This is a genomic window from Calyptranema fuscum S582 (assembly GCF_055793305.1).
The window spans coordinates 42,816-61,459 of the sequence record NZ_JBSLYH010000036.1 but is presented as its reverse complement, the minus strand read 5'-3'; the positions used below and the strand labels follow the sequence as shown (position 1 = coordinate 61,459).

General features: G+C 45.8%; 26 protein-coding genes. All 26 read left to right on the top strand.

What is annotated here, in order from left to right; all coding sequences use genetic code 11:
• Window positions 1-4 precede the first annotated feature (4 nt).
• The 26 genes from rpsQ (at window position 5) to secG (ending at window position 18,643) form a co-directional block, all read left to right on the top strand.
• Complete coding sequence (gene rpsQ, locus ACR6Z4_RS21950; protein ID WP_479719459.1) at window positions 5-256, top strand: 30S ribosomal protein S17; 252 nt, start codon at window positions 5-7, stop codon at window positions 254-256.
• 20 nt (window positions 257-276) lie between these two features.
• Entirely contained in the window at window positions 277-642 is a 366-nt protein-coding gene (rplN, locus tag ACR6Z4_RS21945; RefSeq protein WP_479719458.1) for a 50S ribosomal protein L14, read from the top strand.
• Window positions 642-986 carry a 50S ribosomal protein L24 gene (gene rplX / locus ACR6Z4_RS21940; protein WP_479719457.1) on the top strand — a complete coding sequence of 115 codons (345 nt, stop codon included), beginning with the start codon at window positions 642-644 and terminating at the stop codon, window positions 984-986. The genes rplN and rplX overlap by 1 nt, the downstream gene beginning before the upstream one ends.
• A 110-nt stretch (window positions 987-1,096) precedes the next feature.
• A complete protein-coding gene (rplE, locus tag ACR6Z4_RS21935) occupies window positions 1,097-1,639 on the top strand; it encodes a 50S ribosomal protein L5 (protein WP_479719456.1) in 543 nt (180 codons plus the stop codon).
• 23 nt (window positions 1,640-1,662) lie between these two features.
• Window positions 1,663-2,064 (top strand): 30S ribosomal protein S8, encoded by a 402-nt coding sequence (gene rpsH / locus ACR6Z4_RS21930; protein WP_479719455.1) that lies wholly within the window; start codon window positions 1,663-1,665, stop codon window positions 2,062-2,064.
• A gap of 89 nt (window positions 2,065-2,153) precedes the next feature.
• Window positions 2,154-2,693, top strand: a complete 540-nt coding sequence (gene rplF, locus ACR6Z4_RS21925; RefSeq protein ID WP_479719454.1) for a 50S ribosomal protein L6 — start codon at window positions 2,154-2,156, stop codon at window positions 2,691-2,693.
• Between the two features lie 2 nt (window positions 2,694-2,695).
• Window positions 2,696-3,058: a 50S ribosomal protein L18 gene (gene rplR / locus ACR6Z4_RS21920; RefSeq protein ID WP_479719453.1), complete on the top strand. Its 363-nt coding sequence runs from the start codon at window positions 2,696-2,698 to the stop codon at window positions 3,056-3,058.
• Window positions 3,059-3,134: 76 nt separating this feature from the next.
• Window positions 3,135-3,656 carry a 30S ribosomal protein S5 gene (gene rpsE / locus ACR6Z4_RS21915; protein WP_479719452.1) on the top strand — a complete coding sequence of 174 codons (522 nt, stop codon included), beginning with the start codon at window positions 3,135-3,137 and terminating at the stop codon, window positions 3,654-3,656.
• Between the two features lie 125 nt (window positions 3,657-3,781).
• A complete protein-coding gene (rplO, locus tag ACR6Z4_RS21910; RefSeq protein ID WP_479719451.1) occupies window positions 3,782-4,228 on the top strand; it encodes a 50S ribosomal protein L15 in 447 nt (148 codons plus the stop codon).
• A gap of 66 nt (window positions 4,229-4,294) precedes the next feature.
• Entirely contained in the window at window positions 4,295-5,605 is a 1,311-nt protein-coding gene (gene secY / locus ACR6Z4_RS21905; protein ID WP_479719450.1) for a preprotein translocase subunit SecY, read from the top strand.
• Complete coding sequence (locus tag ACR6Z4_RS21900; protein ID WP_479719449.1) at window positions 5,605-6,159, top strand: adenylate kinase; 555 nt, start codon at window positions 5,605-5,607, stop codon at window positions 6,157-6,159. Before secY ends, ACR6Z4_RS21900 begins: the two co-directional genes overlap by 1 nt.
• A gap of 206 nt (window positions 6,160-6,365) precedes the next feature.
• Entirely contained in the window at window positions 6,366-6,590 is a 225-nt protein-coding gene (infA, locus tag ACR6Z4_RS21895; RefSeq protein WP_036002386.1) for a translation initiation factor IF-1, read from the top strand.
• 307 nt (window positions 6,591-6,897) lie between these two features.
• On the top strand, window positions 6,898-7,011 hold the full coding sequence (gene rpmJ, locus ACR6Z4_RS21890; protein ID WP_071782548.1) for a 50S ribosomal protein L36: 114 nt from the start codon (window positions 6,898-6,900) through the stop codon (window positions 7,009-7,011).
• Window positions 7,012-7,104: 93 nt separating this feature from the next.
• Window positions 7,105-7,488, top strand: a complete 384-nt coding sequence (gene rpsM, locus ACR6Z4_RS21885; protein ID WP_479719448.1) for a 30S ribosomal protein S13 — start codon at window positions 7,105-7,107, stop codon at window positions 7,486-7,488.
• A 161-nt stretch (window positions 7,489-7,649) separates the two neighbouring features.
• Window positions 7,650-8,045, top strand: a complete 396-nt coding sequence (rpsK, locus tag ACR6Z4_RS21880; RefSeq protein WP_479719447.1) for a 30S ribosomal protein S11 — start codon at window positions 7,650-7,652, stop codon at window positions 8,043-8,045.
• Window positions 8,046-8,222: 177 nt separating this feature from the next.
• Window positions 8,223-9,170, top strand: coding sequence for a DNA-directed RNA polymerase subunit alpha (locus ACR6Z4_RS21875; protein WP_479719446.1), 948 nt, complete (start codon window positions 8,223-8,225; stop codon window positions 9,168-9,170).
• Window positions 9,171-9,239: 69 nt separating this feature from the next.
• Window positions 9,240-9,590: a 50S ribosomal protein L17 gene (rplQ, locus tag ACR6Z4_RS21870; protein WP_479719445.1), complete on the top strand. Its 351-nt coding sequence runs from the start codon at window positions 9,240-9,242 to the stop codon at window positions 9,588-9,590.
• A 21-nt stretch (window positions 9,591-9,611) separates the two neighbouring features.
• Complete coding sequence (gene truA, locus ACR6Z4_RS21865; protein ID WP_479719444.1) at window positions 9,612-10,499, top strand: tRNA pseudouridine(38-40) synthase TruA; 888 nt, start codon at window positions 9,612-9,614, stop codon at window positions 10,497-10,499.
• Window positions 10,500-10,575: 76 nt separating this feature from the next.
• A complete protein-coding gene (rplM, locus tag ACR6Z4_RS21860) occupies window positions 10,576-11,031 on the top strand; it encodes a 50S ribosomal protein L13 (protein WP_479719443.1) in 456 nt (151 codons plus the stop codon).
• Window positions 11,031-11,444, top strand: coding sequence for a 30S ribosomal protein S9 (gene rpsI, locus ACR6Z4_RS21855; RefSeq protein WP_479719442.1), 414 nt, complete (start codon window positions 11,031-11,033; stop codon window positions 11,442-11,444). The genes rplM and rpsI overlap by 1 nt, the downstream gene beginning before the upstream one ends.
• Before the next feature lie 120 nt (window positions 11,445-11,564).
• Window positions 11,565-11,816: a 50S ribosomal protein L31 gene (rpmE, locus tag ACR6Z4_RS21850; protein ID WP_479719441.1), complete on the top strand. Its 252-nt coding sequence runs from the start codon at window positions 11,565-11,567 to the stop codon at window positions 11,814-11,816.
• Window positions 11,817-11,935: 119 nt separating this feature from the next.
• On the top strand, window positions 11,936-13,045 hold the full coding sequence (gene prfA / locus ACR6Z4_RS21845; protein WP_479719440.1) for a peptide chain release factor 1: 1,110 nt from the start codon (window positions 11,936-11,938) through the stop codon (window positions 13,043-13,045).
• Between the two features lie 8 nt (window positions 13,046-13,053).
• Window positions 13,054-14,316, top strand: a complete 1,263-nt coding sequence (locus ACR6Z4_RS21840; RefSeq protein ID WP_479719439.1) for a metallophosphoesterase family protein — start codon at window positions 13,054-13,056, stop codon at window positions 14,314-14,316.
• Window positions 14,317-14,732: 416 nt separating this feature from the next.
• Window positions 14,733-16,439, top strand: a complete 1,707-nt coding sequence (locus tag ACR6Z4_RS21835) for an ABC-F family ATP-binding cassette domain-containing protein (RefSeq protein WP_479719438.1) — start codon at window positions 14,733-14,735, stop codon at window positions 16,437-16,439.
• A 106-nt stretch (window positions 16,440-16,545) separates the two neighbouring features.
• On the top strand, window positions 16,546-18,144 hold the full coding sequence (gene gpmI / locus ACR6Z4_RS21830; RefSeq protein ID WP_479719437.1) for a 2,3-bisphosphoglycerate-independent phosphoglycerate mutase: 1,599 nt from the start codon (window positions 16,546-16,548) through the stop codon (window positions 18,142-18,144).
• Between the two features lie 256 nt (window positions 18,145-18,400).
• On the top strand, window positions 18,401-18,643 hold the full coding sequence (gene secG, locus ACR6Z4_RS21825; protein WP_479719436.1) for a preprotein translocase subunit SecG: 243 nt from the start codon (window positions 18,401-18,403) through the stop codon (window positions 18,641-18,643).
• Window position 18,644: the final 1 nt, after the last annotated feature.

Sequence of the window (18,644 nt, the reverse complement as noted above, 5' to 3'; positions counted from 1 at the left end):
GTTTATGGCAGTCAAGGAAAGAGTCGGATTAGTCGTTAGCGACAAAATGGATAAAACGGTGGTGGTCGCTGTCGAAAACCGTGCACCCCATACCAAATATCGCAAAATCGTAGTTCGCACGAAGCGATACAAGGTTCACGACGAAGAAAATAAGTGCAAAGTCGGCGATCGCGTTCGTATACAAGAAACTCGACCTCTCAGCCGTACAAAGCGTTGGACAGTCATTGACATTCTTAACGCAACCGCTAGTGTCTGATCTCTGGAGAGACTGGAAAAATGATTCAACAAGAGACCTATCTCAATGTAGCTGATAATAGCGGTGCTCGAAAGCTCATGTGTATTCGGGTTCTCGGAGGCAACCGTCGTTATGCTGGCGTCGGAGATGTCATTATCGCTGTGGTTAAGGATGCCATTCCCAACATGGCAGTTAAAAAGTCTGACGTTGTTCGAGCCGTAGTGGTGCGAACCAGAAAAGGATTACGCCGCGAAAGTGGAATGAGTATCCGGTTTGACGATAATGCAGCCGTCATTATCAATGCGGAAGGTAACCCTCGTGGAACACGGGTTTTTGGACCTGTAGCTCGGGAGTTACGCGATAAGAACTTTACCAAGATTGTTTCTTTGGCTCCGGAGGTGCTGTGATGACCAAGGCAATCACTCCAATTCGTTACAAAATGCACGTCAAGAAAGGCGATACAGTCCAAATCATTACTGGTAAAGAAAAGGGCAAGGTTGGAGAAGTCCTACGTGCGTTTCCAAAAACCAGCAAAGTGATTGTGAAAGGGGTTAATGTCAAAACCAAGCACGTTAAACCCCAACAAGAGGATGAATCCGGTCAGATCATTACGATCGAAGGACCGATTCATAGCTCTAATGTCATGCTTTACTCGGTGAAGCAAAAGGTTGCTAGCCGAATTTGCTACACCTACAACGCAGATGGGCGTAAAGTCAGAATGCTAAAGAAAACAGGGGAAATTATTGACTAAGCTTCCCAGTTACAACTCTTTGGTTTTTGCCGTTCACTATCTCCTTTCAGTTTTCAGTCTGTTACAACCTACCCCTGACAAAGACCAGGGACATTGCAAGGATTTGAGTCATGTCGAAGCTTAAAACTCTGTATCAGGAAAACGTTGTTCCAAAGTTAATGGAACAGTTTCAATACTCCAACATTCATCAGGTACCTAAAATCGTCAAGGTGACTGTGAATCGTGGGTTAGGTGAGGCTGCACAAAACGCAAAAGCTTTAGAAGCTTCTCTCTCCGAAATTGCCATCATTACGGGACAAAAGCCTGTTGTAACTAGGGCAAAGAAGGCGATCGCTGGCTTCAAGCTCCGCAAAGGAATGCCAGTTGGTATTATGGTCACCCTCCGTTCCGAGCGAATGTATTCGTTTTTGGATCGGTTGATCAACTTGGCACTCCCTCGAATCCGTGATTTTCGAGGCATTAGTCCAAAGAGTTTTGATGGACGAGGAAACTACACCCTGGGTGTGCGAGAGCAACTAATTTTTCCGGAAGTAGACTACGACACCATCGACCAAATTCGTGGCATGGATATTTCAATCATTACCACTGCAAACACTGATGAAGAAGGACGTGCCCTGCTCAAAGAGATGGGAATGCCTTTTCGGGATAATTGAGGCAGTTCGACTAAGAGGAAACTATGGCGTCTAACGATACGATTGCAGACATGCTGACGCGCATTCGAAATGCTACGATGGCGCGGCACCAAACTACAGAAGTTCCATCAACCAAGATGACTCGCAGTATTGCAAAAGTACTGCAAGAAGAAGGTTTCATTACCGAATTCTCTGAGGCAGGTGAAGAAGCCAAGCGCAACTTGGTGATTACTCTGAAGTACAAGGGTAAGAATCGCCGTCCCATTATTAATTCCCTCAAGCGGGTTAGTAAACCAGGTCTACGAGTTTATTCAAACCGTAAAGAGTTACCAAGAGTCCTTGGGGGTATTGGGATTGCTATCATTTCAACTTCGAATGGCATTATGACTGACCGAGATGCCCGTCGCCACGGGTTAGGGGGCGAGGTACTTTGCTATGTCTGGTAGAAATCTTTATGTAACTTTGATATCTACCACTTTGAAATAATTACCTTAGTCGATCAGTGGTTAATTGCTTTGCCCAGGAGTAATCCGTTATGTCTCGTATTGGTAAACGTCCTATTCCCATTCCCCAGAAAGTTGCGATCGCAATTTCTGGTCAGCATGTGGTTGTGAAAGGTCCAAAAGGTGAATTGAGTCGTACACTTCCAAATGAAGTTGAAGTTCTTCAGGAAGGAGAAACTGTTATCGTTCGTCGGAGAGATGAATCGCGTGCTGCGCGGCAGCGCCACGGATTGTGTCGCACCCTCGTTGCTAACATGGTCGAAGGGGTTTCTCAAGGCTTTCAGCGTCGCTTAGAGATTCAAGGGGTTGGTTATCGAGCACAAGTTCAGGGGCGGAACTTAAGCCTGAGTGTTGGGTATAGCCACCCTGTTCAAATTGCCCCACCGGAAGATATTCAAATTGCTGTAGAAAACAACACGAATATTTTGATTAGTGGTATTGATAAAGAGGCTGTAGGTAACATTGCTGCCCAAATTCGTGCCATTCGTCCGCCAGAACCTTATAAAGGCAAGGGCATTCGATACGCAAATGAAGTGGTTAGACGCAAGGCTGGCAAGGCAGGGAAGAAATAGTCATGAGACAGTCTAAAAGAGAGTTAGTTCGTCGTCGTCACAGCCGAATTCGACGCAAAGTCTTTGGAACGGCAGAGCGTCCTCGTCTCTCGGTGTTTCGCTCTAATCATCATATCTACGCTCAAGTTATTGATGATACTAACCATCACACTCTGGCATCTGCGTCCACCCTTGATGCAGATATGAAGTCCGAATTAGAGTCGGGTTCTAACTGTGATTCGTCTGCTAAAGTTGGCAAACTAATCGCTCAACGCTTGTTGCAGAAGGGAATTAATCAAGTTGTCTTTGATAGAGGTGGCAACCTGTATCACGGTAGAGTCAAAGCTCTAGCGGAAGCTGCTCGAGAAGCTGGATTAAGTTTCTAATTAAAGTGTGTGGCTTTGAGTGATCAAAGATAGATTTTAGAGACGAAGCTAAGGCAAGAGTTTTAGGACTAAGAAAATGGCAAAGAGCAAAAAAAATAACCGAACTCGAGAGAAAGAGTCAGACTGGCAAGAACGCGTCGTTCAAATCCGCCGAGTTACAAAGGTTGTCAAAGGTGGTAAGAAATTGAGTTTTCGAGCCATTGTGATTGTTGGTAATGAGCGGGGTCAGGTCGGCGTCGGTGTAGGAAAAGCGAGTGATGTCATTGGTGCAGTTCGAAAGGGCGTTGCGGATGGCAAAAAACATCTAGTTAGTGTGCCACTGACCAAATCTAACTCAATTCCTCATCCTGTAAATTCCAGTGGTGGTGGAGCCAAAGTAATGATGCGACCTGCTGCGCCTGGAACAGGTGTAATTGCCGGTGGCGCAGTCCGTACGGTTCTTGAATTGGCCGGTGTTCGTAATGTTTTAGCTAAGCAGTTGGGTTCCAGTAACCCCTTAAACAATGCTAGAGCAGCTGCTAGAGCGCTTGCCTCCCTAAAAACATTTGCAGAGGTTGCAGAAGAGCGCGGTATTCCTATCGAGAGTCTCTACGCTTGATGCTGATTATCTGTTGATAACAGATGTTGGGTGTTTGTTTTGTTCGAAGGAATTCATCGGGTAGTGCTTCCGAGCCAGGCTAAGCATCTAAGTAAACCCTTCGTTAAGATGAGTAAATAAGACGTATGAGATTGTCAGAAGCAATACCTCAAGAAGGTTCCCGAAAGCGCCGTCGCCGCGTTGGACGAGGCATTTCTGCAGGGCAAGGTGCGAGTTGTGGATTTGGGATGCGGGGTCAAAAGTCTCGATCTGGACATAGCACTCGTCCAGGTTTTGAAGGGGGTCAGATGCCTCTCTACCGGCGTATTCCCAAATTGAAGCACTTCACTGTAATTAATCGTCAGCAGTACACCATCATCAACGTTGAAGATCTAGTGGGGCTGGCAGCCAATACAGAAGTGACTCTAGATTCTCTCATGGATGCTGGAATTCTGACAGCTGATGACGGTCCTCTCAAAGTTTTGGGCAATGGAGAGTTGACGGTTTCTTTGGTCGTAAAGGCGGCAGCTTTCACTGAATCTGCGCGTAGCAAAATCGAAGCAGCAGGTGGTAGTTGCCATTTGCTAAGCTAGCTCTATCAACTGGATAGGTTGATACATCGGCTATCAATTAGAGCGAATCCATAGAGGTATCTGTTCATGGTTGTCAGTAAAGACAAAGCTCCAAGCGCTCAGGAGACCTTCATGCAGATGGCGCAAGCAGCAGGACTGAGAGGTCGGCTGCTTGTCACTATTGGCATGTTAGTTTTAGTTCGCTTAGGGATTTTTATTCCAGTCCCAGGAATTGACCGAGCGGCTTTTCAGGAAGGGATTCAAGGTAGTGGACTCGGTAGTTTAATTGGGTTTTTAGATATATTTGCTGGGGGCGGTATTTCTGCGTTAGGAATATTCGCACTTGGCATTTTGCCTTATATTAATGCTTCCATCATTTTGCAGTTGTTGACGGCTGCATTGCCCAGTCTTGAAGATTTACAAAAGAATGAGGGTGAGGCGGGACGTCGCAAGATCTCTCAAATCACGCGTTACGTAGCTTTGGGTTGGGCTGTTATTCAGAGTGTTGGGATTTCAATTCTAGTTAGTCGATATGCTTTGGCTCCTGGACCTATATTTATTATTCAGACCGTTTTGGCTTTAACGGCTGGATCTATGTTTGTTATGTGGGTAGGGGAATTAATTACAGAGAGAGGAATTGGTAACGGTGCTTCCCTGCTAATTTTTCTTAGCATTGTATCGACGCTCCCTCGTTCTTTAGGTCAAACGATTGAGCTAGCTCAAGTAGGCGATCGCGGATTGGTCGGCGGCATTATTATTTTGCTTGCTGTATTTCTGATCATGATTGTAGGAATTGTTTTTGTCCAGGAAGGGACTCGACGAATTCCAATCGTTTCGGCGAAGCGTCAAGTCGGGCGTCGTCTATACCTTGAGAAGAGTAGTTATTTGCCGCTCAGACTGAATCAGGGTGGAGTAATGCCCATCATTTTTGCGTCTGCGGTTTTGTTTTTGCCAGCTTCACTAGCCCAATTTTTCCCAGACAATAAACTGGTTACTAACATAATCAATGCTCTAAACCCGGGGACATGGATTCATGTGGTAGTCTATCTGGTCTTAATTCTGTTTTTTAGCTACTTCTATGCATCACTGGTCGTCAATCCAGTTGATATGTCTCAGAATCTCAAAAAAATGGGCGCTAGCATCCCTGGTATTAGGCCTGGTAAGGCTACAAGTGAGTACATCGAAAGGATTCTAAATCGACTAACCTTTTTGGGCGCAATCTTCCTGGGTCTAGTGGCGATCGTCCCGACAGCGGTTGAGAGTGCGACTAATATTACGACTTTCAGAGGATTTGGAGCGACATCACTCCTGATTTTGGTTGGTGTAGCAATCGATACAGCAAAACAAATTCAGACTTACGTGATTTCTCAACGTTACGAGGGAATGGTGAAGCAGTAGTGGTTCGATTAATTTTTTTAGGTCCTCCAGGTGCTGGGAAAGGAACTCAAGCTAGTTTTTTGGCGCATTCGTGTGAGATTCCTCACATTTCAACCGGAGATATTCTTAGATCTGCGGTAGCTCAAAAGACAGACCTTGGTGTGAAAGCCCAGTCTTATATGGAAAAAGGGGAATTGGTTCCCGATCAATTGATACTCGATATGGTTCGCGATCGCCTTGAACAGTCTGACACTACAGGTGGATGGATTTTGGATGGGTTCCCTCGTACCGTTGTCCAGGCATCTTTTTTGGATGAGTTACTATCTGGAATCAGTCAGAAGTACGATTTCGTCTTGAATTTAGATGTTCCAGATGAAATTTTGGTTGAACGTCTTTTAGGAAGAGGACGATCTGATGACCATGAAGAAACCATTCGCCATCGTTTGAAAGTCTACCGAGAACAGACTGAACCCCTGATCGGTTTTTATCGCGATCGCAACCAATTACTCTCGATCGATGGCAATCAAGCCATTGAAACCGTTACCCAAGCCATCCATGCGTTGGTGGAAGCGTAGCTGTTCTGAAAATGTTTCGTAAAGATGTAACTTGCTGCCTGAAAAATTAATGTTCTGTCTTATCTGTGTGGGTAACGAATCTGTTTTGCTAAGGATTTGTTACTGTTATAGAGAGGATAGATAAAGCGATTTAAATTATTTAGTTTTAAACTAATCTGTTTAAGTCCTGACAACCTACACGCTAATCAAATTGAGGAAAACTGGCATTGTCTAAGCAAGATCTGATTGAGATGGAAGGAACTGTGACCGATTCATTGCCTAATGCAATGTTTCGAGTTGACCTGGATAATGGGTTTAATGTCCTGGCTCACATATCGGGGAAGATTCGCAGAAATTACATTAAAATCCTACCTGGCGATCGCGTGAAAGTAGAATTAACTCCCTATGATCTGACGAAGGGCAGGATTACATACCGTCTGCGTAAGAAATAACAGCGTTTTCGAGCCTTTTGATAAAGTTTGATGCTTCTGCTCGTGGAGTTAAGTCTGCTCTATCGAGATCGAGCCAAGTCTCGATAGATTTAGTGGTCTGACGAACGTGAGCATCGATAAACTTGTTGTATCAGAACACTCTTCTTTTTATTATTTCGTTTTTAATAAATATTTTTTGAAATGGAATGATTATTCAAAATTGTATATTCTGAAAAATGGTGAAAGCCCTTGAACTCCTTTGTTTCTTGACAATTGATTTCATAAGCTGATAGAATGTTTTGTTTGTAATGCTATAGCGAATTGAGAAATGAAGGTTCGAGCATCTGTTCGTAAAATTTGTGAAAAGTGCCGAGTCATCCGTCGTCGCGGCAGAGTCATGGTGATTTGCTCTAACCCCAAGCACAAGCAACGTCAGGGATAGGTTGCAAAGTTTTTGATGAAGATTTGGTCTGACCCAGCGTCATTTCATTTCTGGAGAGGGGCAGTTTAGGTACGAAATTAGGGAGTTATTAAGGTGGCACGAATTGCCGGAGTAGACCTTCCACGGGATAAACGTGTTGAGATTGGTCTGACATACATTTATGGTATTGGCTTAACCAGGGCAAAGCAAATCCTCGCTACAACTGGTGTCAATCCTGATACTCGTGTTAAGGATTTGAGTGACTCAGACGTTGCTTCGTTGAGAGAAGCTGTTGAAAACGATTATGAAGTCGAGGGTGACCTGAGACGCTTGGAGTCGATGAACATCAAGCGACTGATGGACATTGGTACGTACAGAGGACGGAGACATCGCGCAGGTCTACCAGTTAGAGGGCAAAGAACTCGTACGAATGCTCGAACACGTAGGGGTGGACGCCGCACTGTAGCAGGTAAGAAGAAGGCTCCCAGTAAGAAGTAATAACAAGATCGCCCAAAGGGTGTTCTTGTATCCTTGCTTCTTGGCTCTAACCAGCTGGCGTCGAATTTGCTCTATAGGGCTTGATTCCTTCAAAGCATTGAATTTAACAAATAGAAGGATCAGCTCTGGTTTGATAGACATTTAACTTTGTGAGATGATTTATGGTCCGGCAACCTTCTAAAAAGACTGGAGCAAAACGGTCTAAACGTCATGTTCCTAGCGGTGTAGCACATATTCAATCGACTTTCAATAATACGATTGTCACTATCACGGATACGAATGGTGAGGCAATCTCGTGGGCTTCTGCGGGTTCTAGCGGATTTAAGGGCGCGAAAAAGGGAACGCCCTATGCTGCACAAACTGCTGCTGAGAATGCTGCCCGCCGTGCAACTGACCAGGGAATGCGTCAGGTTGAGGTAATGGTAAGTGGACCTGGAGCAGGCCGAGAAACAGCGATTCGGGCTTTGCAGGGAGCCGGTCTGGAGATTACCTTAATTCGAGATGTTACCCCTATCCCTCACAATGGTTGTCGTCCACCCAAGCGACGACGGGTTTAAGCATCACATTCAACGCCAATATTGGAACTTATGTCGCTTTCACGTCTAGACAAGCTCAGTTGCTCAATGCTCGAAGACGTCCCTGGCTAAACCTATGAGTTTAGAAGGGTTGATGGAAAGCGTTAGAAGTTTGAAAATATTGTCTTAATTGCGGTTAAGGATAAGAGAGGTTGGGTCATGGCACAGTTTCAGGTTGAGTGTGTAGAGTCGGATACCGGAAATGATAGAGGTTTATATAGTAAGTTTGTTCTAGAGCCTCTAGATCGTGGACAGGGGATCACGGTTGGAAATGCCTTGAGGCGAGTTCTGCTCTCTAATCTTGAAGGTGCTTCTGTGACGGCGGTGCGTGTCGCAGGGGTCACTCATGAATTTATGACGATTCCTGGGGTTCGGGAAGATGTTTTAGACATTCTCTTGAATATGAAGGAAATCGTTTTAAAGAGTTATTCTTCTCAACCTCAAATTGGAAGACTAAGGGTAGAGGGACCAGCGACCGTTACGGCTGAGTTGTTTGAGCTTCCTTCGGAAGTCGAAGCCATCGACCCTTCCCAGTATGTTGCGACTGTTGCGGCGGGCTCCACTCTTGAGATGGAGTTCAGGATTGAGAAAGGTGTTGGCTATCGTTCGATTGAGCGAGGTCGGGATGATTCTGCCGCGCTTGATTTTCTTCAGATTGATTCTGTCTTCATGCCGGTCCGGAGAGTCAATTACACGATTGAAGATGCCAGAATTGGTGGTTCTCTTGAAAAAGACCGCTTAATCATGGAAGTCTGGACTGATGGCAGTTTGACTCCGGAAGAGGCTTTGAGTCAAGCCGCTAACATCCTGGTTGATTTATTTAACCCGTTGAAAGATATTACTTTTGACCAACTGGAAAAAGATTTTCAGGATGATGAAGATCCAACCAATCAGATTCCGATTGAAGAGCTTCAGCTTTCTGTTCGTGCCTATAACTGCTTGAAACGGGCACAGATCAATTCAGTGGCGGATTTGTTGGATTATACTCAAGAAGATCTTTTAGAGATTAAAAACTTCGGGGCGAAGTCCGCAGAAGAAGTCATTGAAGCGCTGCAAGATCGTTTGGGCATTACGCTGCCTCACGAAAAATCTGCGAAGCCGACCTAAGATTGAGCCACGGTTTCAGTATCTGAGCGAATATTTAAGCATTTCTGTTGTGAAACTTGTCTATATACTATGCGTCATCGTTGTCGTGTTCATCAACTGAGTAAACCCGCTGATCAGCGCAAAGCCCTGCTAAGAGCTTTGACTACAGAGTTAATCCGTCATGGTCGGATTACGACCACTAGAGCGCGAGCAAAAGCGGTTCGTTCTGTCGCTGATAAAATGATCTCCTTGGCAAAGGATGGCTCTTTGTCTGCCCGCCGTCAGGCTTTGGGATATATGTACGATAAGCAATTAGTTCATGCTTTGTTCGAGCAAGCCCAATCTCGCTATGGCGATCGCGAAGGCGGCTATACCCGCATCCTTCGTACCGTTAGCCGTCGGGGAGATAATACTGAAATGGCTATTATTGAGCTGACTTGATTAATATTGTTGTGAGTTTTCATGTCTGGTCTACCGTTACAGCCCAATGACGTTTTAACTAAAAGTGAAGCGGAAACTGATAAGTTTCAAAGAGTTGCCCTGGTTGTTCAGTACCTGGGCACTCATTTTCATGGCTGGCAACGGCAGTCTAATCAACGGACGGTTCAGGCAGAGATAGAGCGTGCTATCCAATCAGTATCAGGCTCTTGCGTTACACTTCATGGTGCCGGTAGGACAGATACAGGAGTTCATGCAGCTGCGCAAGTTGCTCATTTTGATGTACCTGATTTAATTCCTGCTCATCGCTGGGCAGATATTTTGAATCATCGATTGCCTGAAGATATTGTGATTCGAGGTTCGGCTCCCGTTGGTCGTCGTTGGCATGCTCGCTTTTCAGCGATCTGGCGGCGATATCGATATACGATCTATACTGATGCCCGACCTAACTTATTTGTCCGTTCTTTTTCCTGGCATTATTACTACGAACCTTTGGATGTGTCGTTAATCCAAGACGCACTCAACCCGATGCTGGGGCTTCACCATTTTGCAGCGTTTCACCGTGCTGGCTCTCATCGAGGTCATTCTTGGGTGGAGATTCAAGCTGCAACTTGCATTCGTCGAGGTTCTTTTATTGAGATAGAGCTTCAGGCGAGTGGTTTTCTTTATGGAATGATGCGCCTATTAGTTGGCATACTGGTTGAAGTCGGTCGAGGCTGGCGATCGCCAGAGCACTTCACTGAGCTTTGGAAAGGGCAGCGCCGAGATGAGGTTAAGTATGCGGCTCCACCTCATGGGTTGTGTTTATTAAGGGTGGGGTATCCAGACTTTCCGTTTCCACCCAACATTTGGTTTGATACTCAACCTAAGTTTCAATTTTCAGAGGAAGTTTCGAGTCTAAGTGTTGTGTGACCTAAGCGTTGGTCGTCCCCGAATAGCCGTTATAACCCACCATCTTTTTGACATTTTTGAAGTTGTTGAACAAATCATGAACGAAACTTATCTCCCGCCTGTAAGCTCAATTGAGCGAAATTGGTATGTTGTAGATGCTACCGATAAACGCTTGGGTCGTTTGGCAAGCGCTGTGGCTCTAATTTTAAGAGGCAAAAACAAACCCACCTTTACTCCTCACCTGGATACGGGTGACTTTGTTGTGGTTATCAATGCTGAAAAGGTAGAGGTAACGGGTAAAAAGCGGTCGCAAAAACTCTACCGTCGTCACTCCGGTCGTCCAGGTGGTATGAAGGTCGAGACTTTTTCCAAGCTACAAGCTCGTCTTCCTGAGCGAATTATTGAGCAAGCAGTGAAAGGGATGTTGCCTAAAAATACACTAGGACGACAGCTGTTTACTAAGCTTAAGGTCTATGCTGGCTCTGATCATCCTCATCAAGCCCAGAAGCCCCAAGTTCTGAACATTGAGACAATTCCTGGAGTGAAGAATTAATGCAAGCTACAGAAAAGACAGATCGAGTCATGTACATGGGAACAGGTCGCCGTAAATCTGCGATCGCACGAGTTCGATTGGTTCCTGGTAACGGGCAGCTGACGATTAATGGCAAACCTGGAGACCTTTATCTCCAATTCAATCCCACCTATCTAGCGGTTGCAAAGGCTCCGTTGGAAACGCTGGGGTTGGAAGGTGAGTACGACATTCTTGTGAATGCTCACGGTGGTGGTTTGACAGGTCAGGCCGACTCTATTCGTTTGGGAGTTGCTCGTGCCCTTTGTCAACTCGATCCAGAAAATCGTAAACCTCTTAAAACCGAAGGGTACTTGACCCGTGACCCACGTGCGAAAGAACGGAAGAAATACGGTTTGCACAAAGCCCGTAAGGCTCCTCAATACTCTAAGCGCTAATTGTGTTTGGTTTTTACGTGTTTCTCCCCAGTTCTCGTAAACGCCAAGTCAATTGCTAAGGAGAAATGAGTCTCGTTAGAATGAACAAAAAATTAGATTCTGAAGTTAAGAGCAAAGACCATGCCTAAGCCCGATATCCACCCGAAGTGGTACCCAGACGCTAAAGTTTACTGTAACGGTGAAGTTGTCACCACAGTCGGCTCTACGAAGCCTGAATTACATGTTGATGTGTGGTCTGGAAATCATCCGTTCTATACCGGAACCCAGAAGATCATTGATACTGAAGGGCGCGTAGAACGCTTCTTGAGAAAGTACGGAATGATGGATGCGACCCAAGGTTCAGTAGATACGTCAAAGTCTAAGAAGAAGTAGCTCTTTGTAAGTTAACCATAGGATCAGTTTGAACTTTCGACCTTCTGGTTGAATGTTAGAACAGACCTTTTGGAACTAAAGCAATTACTTCTGTCCACGGATCTGGATGTTTTGACACTATGGCTGAGACTTATTTATTAGACAAGCTAAAGTCTGTTGAACAGACCTTTGATGAGTTAACTCGAAGGTTAGCAGATCCTGATGTGGCGACTGACCCGGACGAATTTCAGCGAATTGCCAGGGCACGCTCTTCCTTGGAAGAAACGGTTGATACGTTTGTTTTATGGAAAAAAGCTCAGGAAAATTTGGAGGGGACGAAGTCGATTCTTAAAGAGTCTGCATCTGACCCAGAATTGAGAGAGATGGCTGCCCTTGAGATTGATGACCTGGAAGAAGAAATTGCATCTTTGGAAAGCCGCCTGAAAGTTTTATTGCTCCCCCGTGACCCCAATGATGATAAAAACATCATGCTTGAGATTCGGGCGGGAACGGGTGGTGATGAAGCTAGCATTTGGGCGGGTGACTTGCTGCGCATGTATTCTCGCTATGCAGAGAATCAGAACTGGCGTGTGAAACTGGTCAGTGAGTCAACCGCAGATATGGGTGGCTTTAAAGAAGCAATTTTAGAAATTCAGGGAGAACGGGTTTATAGTAAGTTGAAGTTTGAGGCTGGTGTTCATAGGGTACAACGTGTTCCTGTAACCGAGGCTGGGGGAAGGATTCATACTTCGACCGCAACCATCGCCATTATGCCTGAGGTTGATGAGGTTGAGGTTGAGATTGATGCTAAAGATATTGAGCTGACAACTGCTCGATCGGGTGGAGCCGGTGGACAGAACGTGAACAAGGTGGAAACCGCCGTTGACCTGTTTCACAAACCGACAGGAATTCGAATTTTCTGTACAGAAGAGCGATCGCAACTGCAAAACCGCGAACGAGCTATGCAAATCTTGCGTGCCAAGTTGTACGACATTAAGATGCGGGAGCAACAAGAAGCAGTGACTTCGATGCGGCGATCGCAGGTCGGCACAGGTGCACGGTCTGAGAAAATTCGCACTTATAATTACAAAGATAATCGGGTGACCGACCATCGCTTGGGGCAGAACTTCACGCTGACCCCTGTTTTGGAAGGGGATATTGAAACGATTATCCAATCCTGCATCACGCAAGATCAGCAAGAGCGTTTAGCAGAAATGGCAACATCCGATTCTCCTGTTGTGTCTATCTAAACATTTCAATGGCTCGTTTTTTGCATCTAGCCGATATTCATCTTGGGTTCGATCGCTATGACAGCAAAGAACGGACTCAAGATTTTTTTTATGCCTTTCAAGATGCATTAGAAAAGTATGCGATCGCTGAACAGGTAGACTTTGTTGTGCTCTCTGGAGACTTATTTGAGCATCGCAACATCCAGCCTGGAACACTCAATCAGGCTCAGATTTGCTTGCAAACCCTGCGAGATGAAAATATTCCGGTTCTGGCAATTGAAGGCAATCATGACAACCGACCTTACGGGACTAAAACGAGTTGGTTGCGCTATCTAGCCGATTGGGGTTTATTGACGTTATTAGAGCCTGGAGATGTTGCTGCGGGTGAACCGTTCTATTCCGCTTGGGATGGGAGACGTGGGGGATACGTTGATTTAGAGTGTGGTGTACGAGTTTTGGGTTCTAATTGGTACGGAGCAACTGCACCCAAAGCCATCGAACAAATCTCAGCCATGATTCGAGAGTTACCACCGGGACCCGATCACACGATTCTTCTGTTTCACCACGGTTTAGAAGGTCAAATTTCCCGATATTCGGGTGCACTCCGCTATTCAGAAGTGTTGCCATTAAAAGAAGTAGGGGTCGATTATCTGGCGTTAGGGCACATCCACAAAAACTACGAAGTTGAGGGATGGATTTTTAATCCGGGGGCAGTTGAAGCCAACAGTGTAGAGGAAAGTCGATTTGAACGCGGCGTTTATCTGGTGGACATCGACAAGACTGGCATTAAAGCCCAACTTAAACAAGATTATCGTCAACGCCCCATCGTCAGATTGTGGTACACAACTCGGGGTTCAGAGACATTAGAAGACGTTGAACAAGGTGCGATCGCCATGGTGCAGGACGCGATCGCAGCTGGTCGGATTGATCCCACCCAGGTGCCGATTGTGGAATTGAAAATTGATGGACAAGTTGGATTTGAGCGTTTAGATTTAGATGTTCGAAAATTGCGACAGCAACTTCAGCACCTGAGTAATGCTTTGATTTTTTTGCTGAAGTATGAGGTTGATTCGACAACCTATGTTTCCCATGCTTCCGAGGATGCGACCCGTTTACAGATCGAGCAAGAAATTTTTATAGATTTGCTGAGTGCTAATAATCTTTATAAAAAACGGGCAGGAGACTTGGCAGAGGGCATTATTGAACTTAAAAATCGACAGCTGGACGGCCAAGCAGAACCGGATCTATACGAGTTTGTTCAGACGTTATTGCTTGACTCAACGATGTCTTAGGCGATTTCTAGAAAAGGTCATCCCATAAAAACGTAGGGCGAGGCATGCGAACCATGATTTTTGCCATTAACCAAAGCCTATCTAACGAATGCTTCACCTCTACAGAGGTAAAACCTTTTTCAGAAATATTCTTAATTAGAGTATGACTTTCTTTGATGTCCATCGCTTGAACTCTGATTTACAACACTGGCTTACCATCCAGTAATGAGTACAATGGGGTTGTATATAGATATATGTAGCAACTACTCCGAAGTGCATATAGACTTCCGGCAAAACAGAGTTATCTAAACTTTGCAATTCGGATGGGTTAGGCTTTAGAATTTCTTAAGATTTAATTTGAGAATTGCTCCTCATCTCTGCTCTGGTTGAGAGAAGAAGTGGTTGATTGATCTGTGTCGTTTGCTTGGAGCCATTTGATGCTAAGACTAGAGCACATCAGTAAAATTTATTCTACGGGCGAAGTCTTAAAAGACGTCAACTGGGAAGTGAAGTCTGGGGATCGGGTCGGGTTGGTCGGAGTGAACGGTGCTGGCAAATCGACACAACTTAAAATTATCACGGGAGAGATCGAACCCACGAGCGGTAATATTGTTCGCCCCGCCAGTTTGCGTATTGCCTACCTGAATCAAGAATTTGATATTGATCCCCAACGAACGGTACGGGAAGAGTTTTGGCGAGCATTTGCAGAGGCGAACCAGGTTCATGAAGAGTTGGGTCTGGTACAACGGCAAATGGAAACTGCTGATCCAGACTTGCTGGATCAATTAATTCATCAGCTCGATCGCGCTCAGCGAAAATTTGAAGCGCTGAATGGTTATGGTTTGGAAGCAAAGATCGAGAAAATTTTGCCAGAAATGGGATTTGACTCAGAAGATGGCGATCGCCTCGTCAGTGCCTTTAGCGGGGGCTGGCAAATGCGGATGAACCTGGGGAAAATTTTGTTGCAAGAGCCTGATTTGCTGTTGTTGGATGAACCGACCAACCACCTCGATCTAGAAACGATTGAATGGCTGGAAGTTTATCTCAAGGGACTCACCACTCCAATGGTGATTGTTTCCCATGACCGGGAATTTCTCGATCGCCTCTGTACCCAAATTGTAGAAACTGAGCGGGGTGTTTCCACAACATATTTGGGCAATTACAGTGCCTATCTCCAGCAAAAAGAAGAACTGCAACAGGCGCAATTGAGTGCTTACGAGCGCCAACAGAAAGAAATTGAAAAACAGCAAGTATTTGTCGATCGCTTTCGTGCCAGTGCAACCCGTAGTACCCAGGCGAAAAGCCGGGAAAAACAGCTCGAAAAGATAGAACGAATTGAAGCACCCGTCGATGGTCTAAGAACGCTTCACTTTCGGTTTCCCCATGCACCTCGCAGCGGACGTGAGGTGGTCATTATTGAAGGGTTGACTCATCTGTATGAAGACAAGATTTTATTTTTAGGGGCAGAGTTACTGATTGAAAGAGGCGATCGCGTTGCTTTCTTGGGACCGAATGGATCTGGGAAATCAACGTTGTTGCGGTTAATGACCGGGTCAGAAAATCCAATTGAGGGCACGATTAAGTTAGGGGATCATAACGTAATCCTCAGTTATTTTGAACAAAATCAAGCCGAGGCGCTGGACTTAGAGAAAACGGTCGTCAATACGATTCATGATGAAGTTCCCGATTGGACGGACGAAGAAGTTCGAACATTATTAGGGCGATTTTTGTTTAGTAAAGATACTGTTTTTAAGCAGGTTCTTGCGTTAAGTGGTGGCGAAAAAGCACGATTGGCACTGGCAAAAATGTTGCTTCGTCCGGCTAACTTGCTAATTTTGGACGAACCTACGAATCATCTGGACATTCCTGCCAAAGAGATGCTGGAAGAGGCGATTCAGAATTATGATGGCACTATTATTGTGGTGTCTCATGATCGATATTTCATCTCTAAAGTGGCAAATAAAATTGTTGAAATTCGAGATGGCGAATTAAGATTGTATCGAGGTGACTATCACTATTACCTGGATAAAACGGCAGAAGAAAAAGAGAAAGCGAAGCTAGAAGCAATTGCAGCTGAAAAAGCTGAGAAGGTTGCGGCAAAACGAGAGAAACAAAAGCAAAAAGAAAAAGCCAGAAAAGGCTAAAGTGAACTCTATTCTCAACTCATTCAACTTTTTGAGTAGGCTCAGGTAGAGTTTAAAACTGAGTGATATTATTGCTGAGAGATTATTCAACGGAAGGGCTACCTGCATGGCACAAGCGCCGATTTCACCCGTGGTGCTGGTTATCCTTGATGGTTGGGGTTATCGCGAGGATGCAGATGGTAACGCGATCGCCGCTGCTAAAACACCCATTATGGATAGCCTTTGGTCTGTTTACCCAAAAACATTAATTCATACATCTGGGAAGAATGTTGGGTTGCCCGATGGGCAGATGGGTAATTCAGAGGTTGGGCATCTTAACATTGGTGCCGGACGAGTGGTTCCGCAAGAATTGGTTCGCATTTCCGATGCTGTCGAAGATGGGACATTGCTGAGCAACTCAGCGCTGCTCAAGGTTTGTCATACCGTTCATGAGAACCAGAGCAAGCTGCACCTGGTTGGGCTGTGCTCAGAAGGCGGCGTACATTCTCACCTCAGTCATCTTCTGGGGTTGCTAGAGCTTGCCAAGGATCAGAATATTTCTGAGGTGTGCATCCATGTGATTGCAGATGGGCGAGATACCAAGCCTACGGACGCTGTGAACGCGGTGCAGCAGATTCAAGAGCACATCGATCAGCAGGGTATAGGACGGATTGTAACGCTGAGTGGGCGTTATTACAGTATGGATCGCGATCGCCGCTGGGATCGTACCCAGAAAGCCTATGACGTGATGACGCAAGATGGCGCTGGAACAGGTACAACTGTCGTTGAAGCGGTTCAGGCGGCATACGATGAGGGCATCACGGATGAGTTTATCTTGCCTGTCCGATTGGCACCAGGTGCGGTAGAGCCAGGGGACGGCATGATCTTTTTCAACTTCCGCCCAGATCGGGCGCGACAACTGACCCAAGCCTTTGTTGATCCAGAGTTTTCGGGGTTTGAGCGATCGCTGATTCAACCCTTAACCTTTGCTACCTTTACCCAATACGATCCGTCCTTTCCAGTTCTGGTCGCCTTTGAACCCCAAAATCTCAATAACATTCTGGGACAAGTGATCGCTCAGAACGGTCTCAAGCAGTTTCGTACAGCGGAGACTGAAAAATATGCCCATGTAACTTACTTTTTTAACGGTGGCATCGAAGACCCGTTTGAGGGAGAAGATCGAGAACTCATTCCTAGCCCAATGGTGGCAACCTACGATCGCGCACCGATTATGTCTGCGGATCAAGTGACAAAAGTGGTCGCCGCTGCCGTCGAAAAGCAAATTTATGCTCTGATTGTGGTGAACTATGCCAACCCTGACATGGTGGGGCATACAGGTAAGATGGATGCTACTGTGACGGCATTGGAAGCCGTTGACCAGTGCTTGGGGCGACTCCTGGAAAGTGTCAGTAAAGTGGGTGGCACAACGTTGATCACTGCCGATCATGGCAATGCGGAGTTGATGTGGGACGAAGATCACAACCCCTGGACAGCGCACACGACTAACCCTGTCCCCTTTATTTTGATCGAAGGTGAACAGCGCAAGATTCCAGGTCATGGAACTGATGTTTCACTGCGGTCTGGGGGGCGGCTGTGTGATATTGCACCAACAATCTTGGAGATCTTAAAACTGCCTCAACCCGTTGAAATGACGGGGCGATCGCTGCTTGAACCTGTGGGTTTTGAAGTTCGTGCTAATCGCACACCCGTGCGCGTATCTCTTTAAGGTTTGACGCGCAATTCCTGTTTTGAAGCACTGACTTGAAATTGTGGATTTAATAGAACCTTATCCCTTTCGGGAGAGTGACGGCGGAGCCGTCACTCTCCCGAAAGGGATGACAGATCATTGAACGGGTGATCCTGAGGGAACGTTGCCAGATAGTAACACCCTGACTAGCCCATGACCCCCTTCACCAAAGTCTGTAAAATGTAATTAGGTTTACTGCTTTAGATTTTCTCGACGTTTTACCTGGACTACTGCTATGACTCTCGTCAATATTGCCCAAACTATTTGGGCTTTGTCTGCCCTTGGTTTAATCATTCTGGTGTTGCTCCATAGTCCCAAGGGAGATGGTCTGGGAGGTCTGGGAGGTCAGGCTCAACTCTTTACCAGTACCAAGAGCGCCGAGACCACTCTAAACCGAGTGACATGGACGTTGACTGTGCTGTTTATGGGGCTGACGGTCATTTTGAGTGCAAACTGGTTAAATCCACCTGCTAGCTAAG

Excerpts from the sequence above, each read along its gene's own strand:
- rpsQ (WP_479719459.1), top strand. The coding sequence starts at position 5 with ATGGCAGTCAAGGAAAGAGTCGGATTAGTCGTTAGCGACAAAATGGAT.
- rplN (WP_479719458.1), top strand. The coding sequence starts at position 277 with ATGATTCAACAAGAGACCTATCTCAATGTAGCTGATAATAGCGGTGCT.
- rplX (WP_479719457.1), top strand. The coding sequence starts at position 642 with ATGACCAAGGCAATCACTCCAATTCGTTACAAAATGCACGTCAAGAAA.
- rplE (WP_479719456.1), top strand. The coding sequence starts at position 1,097 with ATGTCGAAGCTTAAAACTCTGTATCAGGAAAACGTTGTTCCAAAGTTA.
- rpsH (WP_479719455.1), top strand. The coding sequence starts at position 1,663 with ATGGCGTCTAACGATACGATTGCAGACATGCTGACGCGCATTCGAAAT.
- rplF (WP_479719454.1), top strand. The coding sequence starts at position 2,154 with ATGTCTCGTATTGGTAAACGTCCTATTCCCATTCCCCAGAAAGTTGCG.
- rplR (WP_479719453.1), top strand. The coding sequence starts at position 2,696 with ATGAGACAGTCTAAAAGAGAGTTAGTTCGTCGTCGTCACAGCCGAATT.
- rpsE (WP_479719452.1), top strand. The coding sequence starts at position 3,135 with ATGGCAAAGAGCAAAAAAAATAACCGAACTCGAGAGAAAGAGTCAGAC.
- rplO (WP_479719451.1), top strand. The coding sequence starts at position 3,782 with ATGAGATTGTCAGAAGCAATACCTCAAGAAGGTTCCCGAAAGCGCCGT.
- secY (WP_479719450.1), top strand. The coding sequence starts at position 4,295 with ATGGTTGTCAGTAAAGACAAAGCTCCAAGCGCTCAGGAGACCTTCATG.
- rpmJ (WP_071782548.1), top strand. The coding sequence starts at position 6,898 with ATGAAGGTTCGAGCATCTGTTCGTAAAATTTGTGAAAAGTGCCGAGTC.
- rpsK (WP_479719447.1), top strand. The coding sequence starts at position 7,650 with ATGGTCCGGCAACCTTCTAAAAAGACTGGAGCAAAACGGTCTAAACGT.
- ACR6Z4_RS21875 (WP_479719446.1), top strand. The coding sequence starts at position 8,223 with ATGGCACAGTTTCAGGTTGAGTGTGTAGAGTCGGATACCGGAAATGAT.
- rplQ (WP_479719445.1), top strand. The coding sequence starts at position 9,240 with ATGCGTCATCGTTGTCGTGTTCATCAACTGAGTAAACCCGCTGATCAG.
- truA (WP_479719444.1), top strand. The coding sequence starts at position 9,612 with ATGTCTGGTCTACCGTTACAGCCCAATGACGTTTTAACTAAAAGTGAA.
- rplM (WP_479719443.1), top strand. The coding sequence starts at position 10,576 with ATGAACGAAACTTATCTCCCGCCTGTAAGCTCAATTGAGCGAAATTGG.
- rpsI (WP_479719442.1), top strand. The coding sequence starts at position 11,031 with ATGCAAGCTACAGAAAAGACAGATCGAGTCATGTACATGGGAACAGGT.
- rpmE (WP_479719441.1), top strand. The coding sequence starts at position 11,565 with ATGCCTAAGCCCGATATCCACCCGAAGTGGTACCCAGACGCTAAAGTT.
- prfA (WP_479719440.1), top strand. The coding sequence starts at position 11,936 with ATGGCTGAGACTTATTTATTAGACAAGCTAAAGTCTGTTGAACAGACC.
- ACR6Z4_RS21840 (WP_479719439.1), top strand. The coding sequence starts at position 13,054 with ATGGCTCGTTTTTTGCATCTAGCCGATATTCATCTTGGGTTCGATCGC.
- ACR6Z4_RS21835 (WP_479719438.1), top strand. The coding sequence starts at position 14,733 with ATGCTAAGACTAGAGCACATCAGTAAAATTTATTCTACGGGCGAAGTC.
- gpmI (WP_479719437.1), top strand. The coding sequence starts at position 16,546 with ATGGCACAAGCGCCGATTTCACCCGTGGTGCTGGTTATCCTTGATGGT.
- secG (WP_479719436.1), top strand. The coding sequence starts at position 18,401 with ATGACTCTCGTCAATATTGCCCAAACTATTTGGGCTTTGTCTGCCCTT.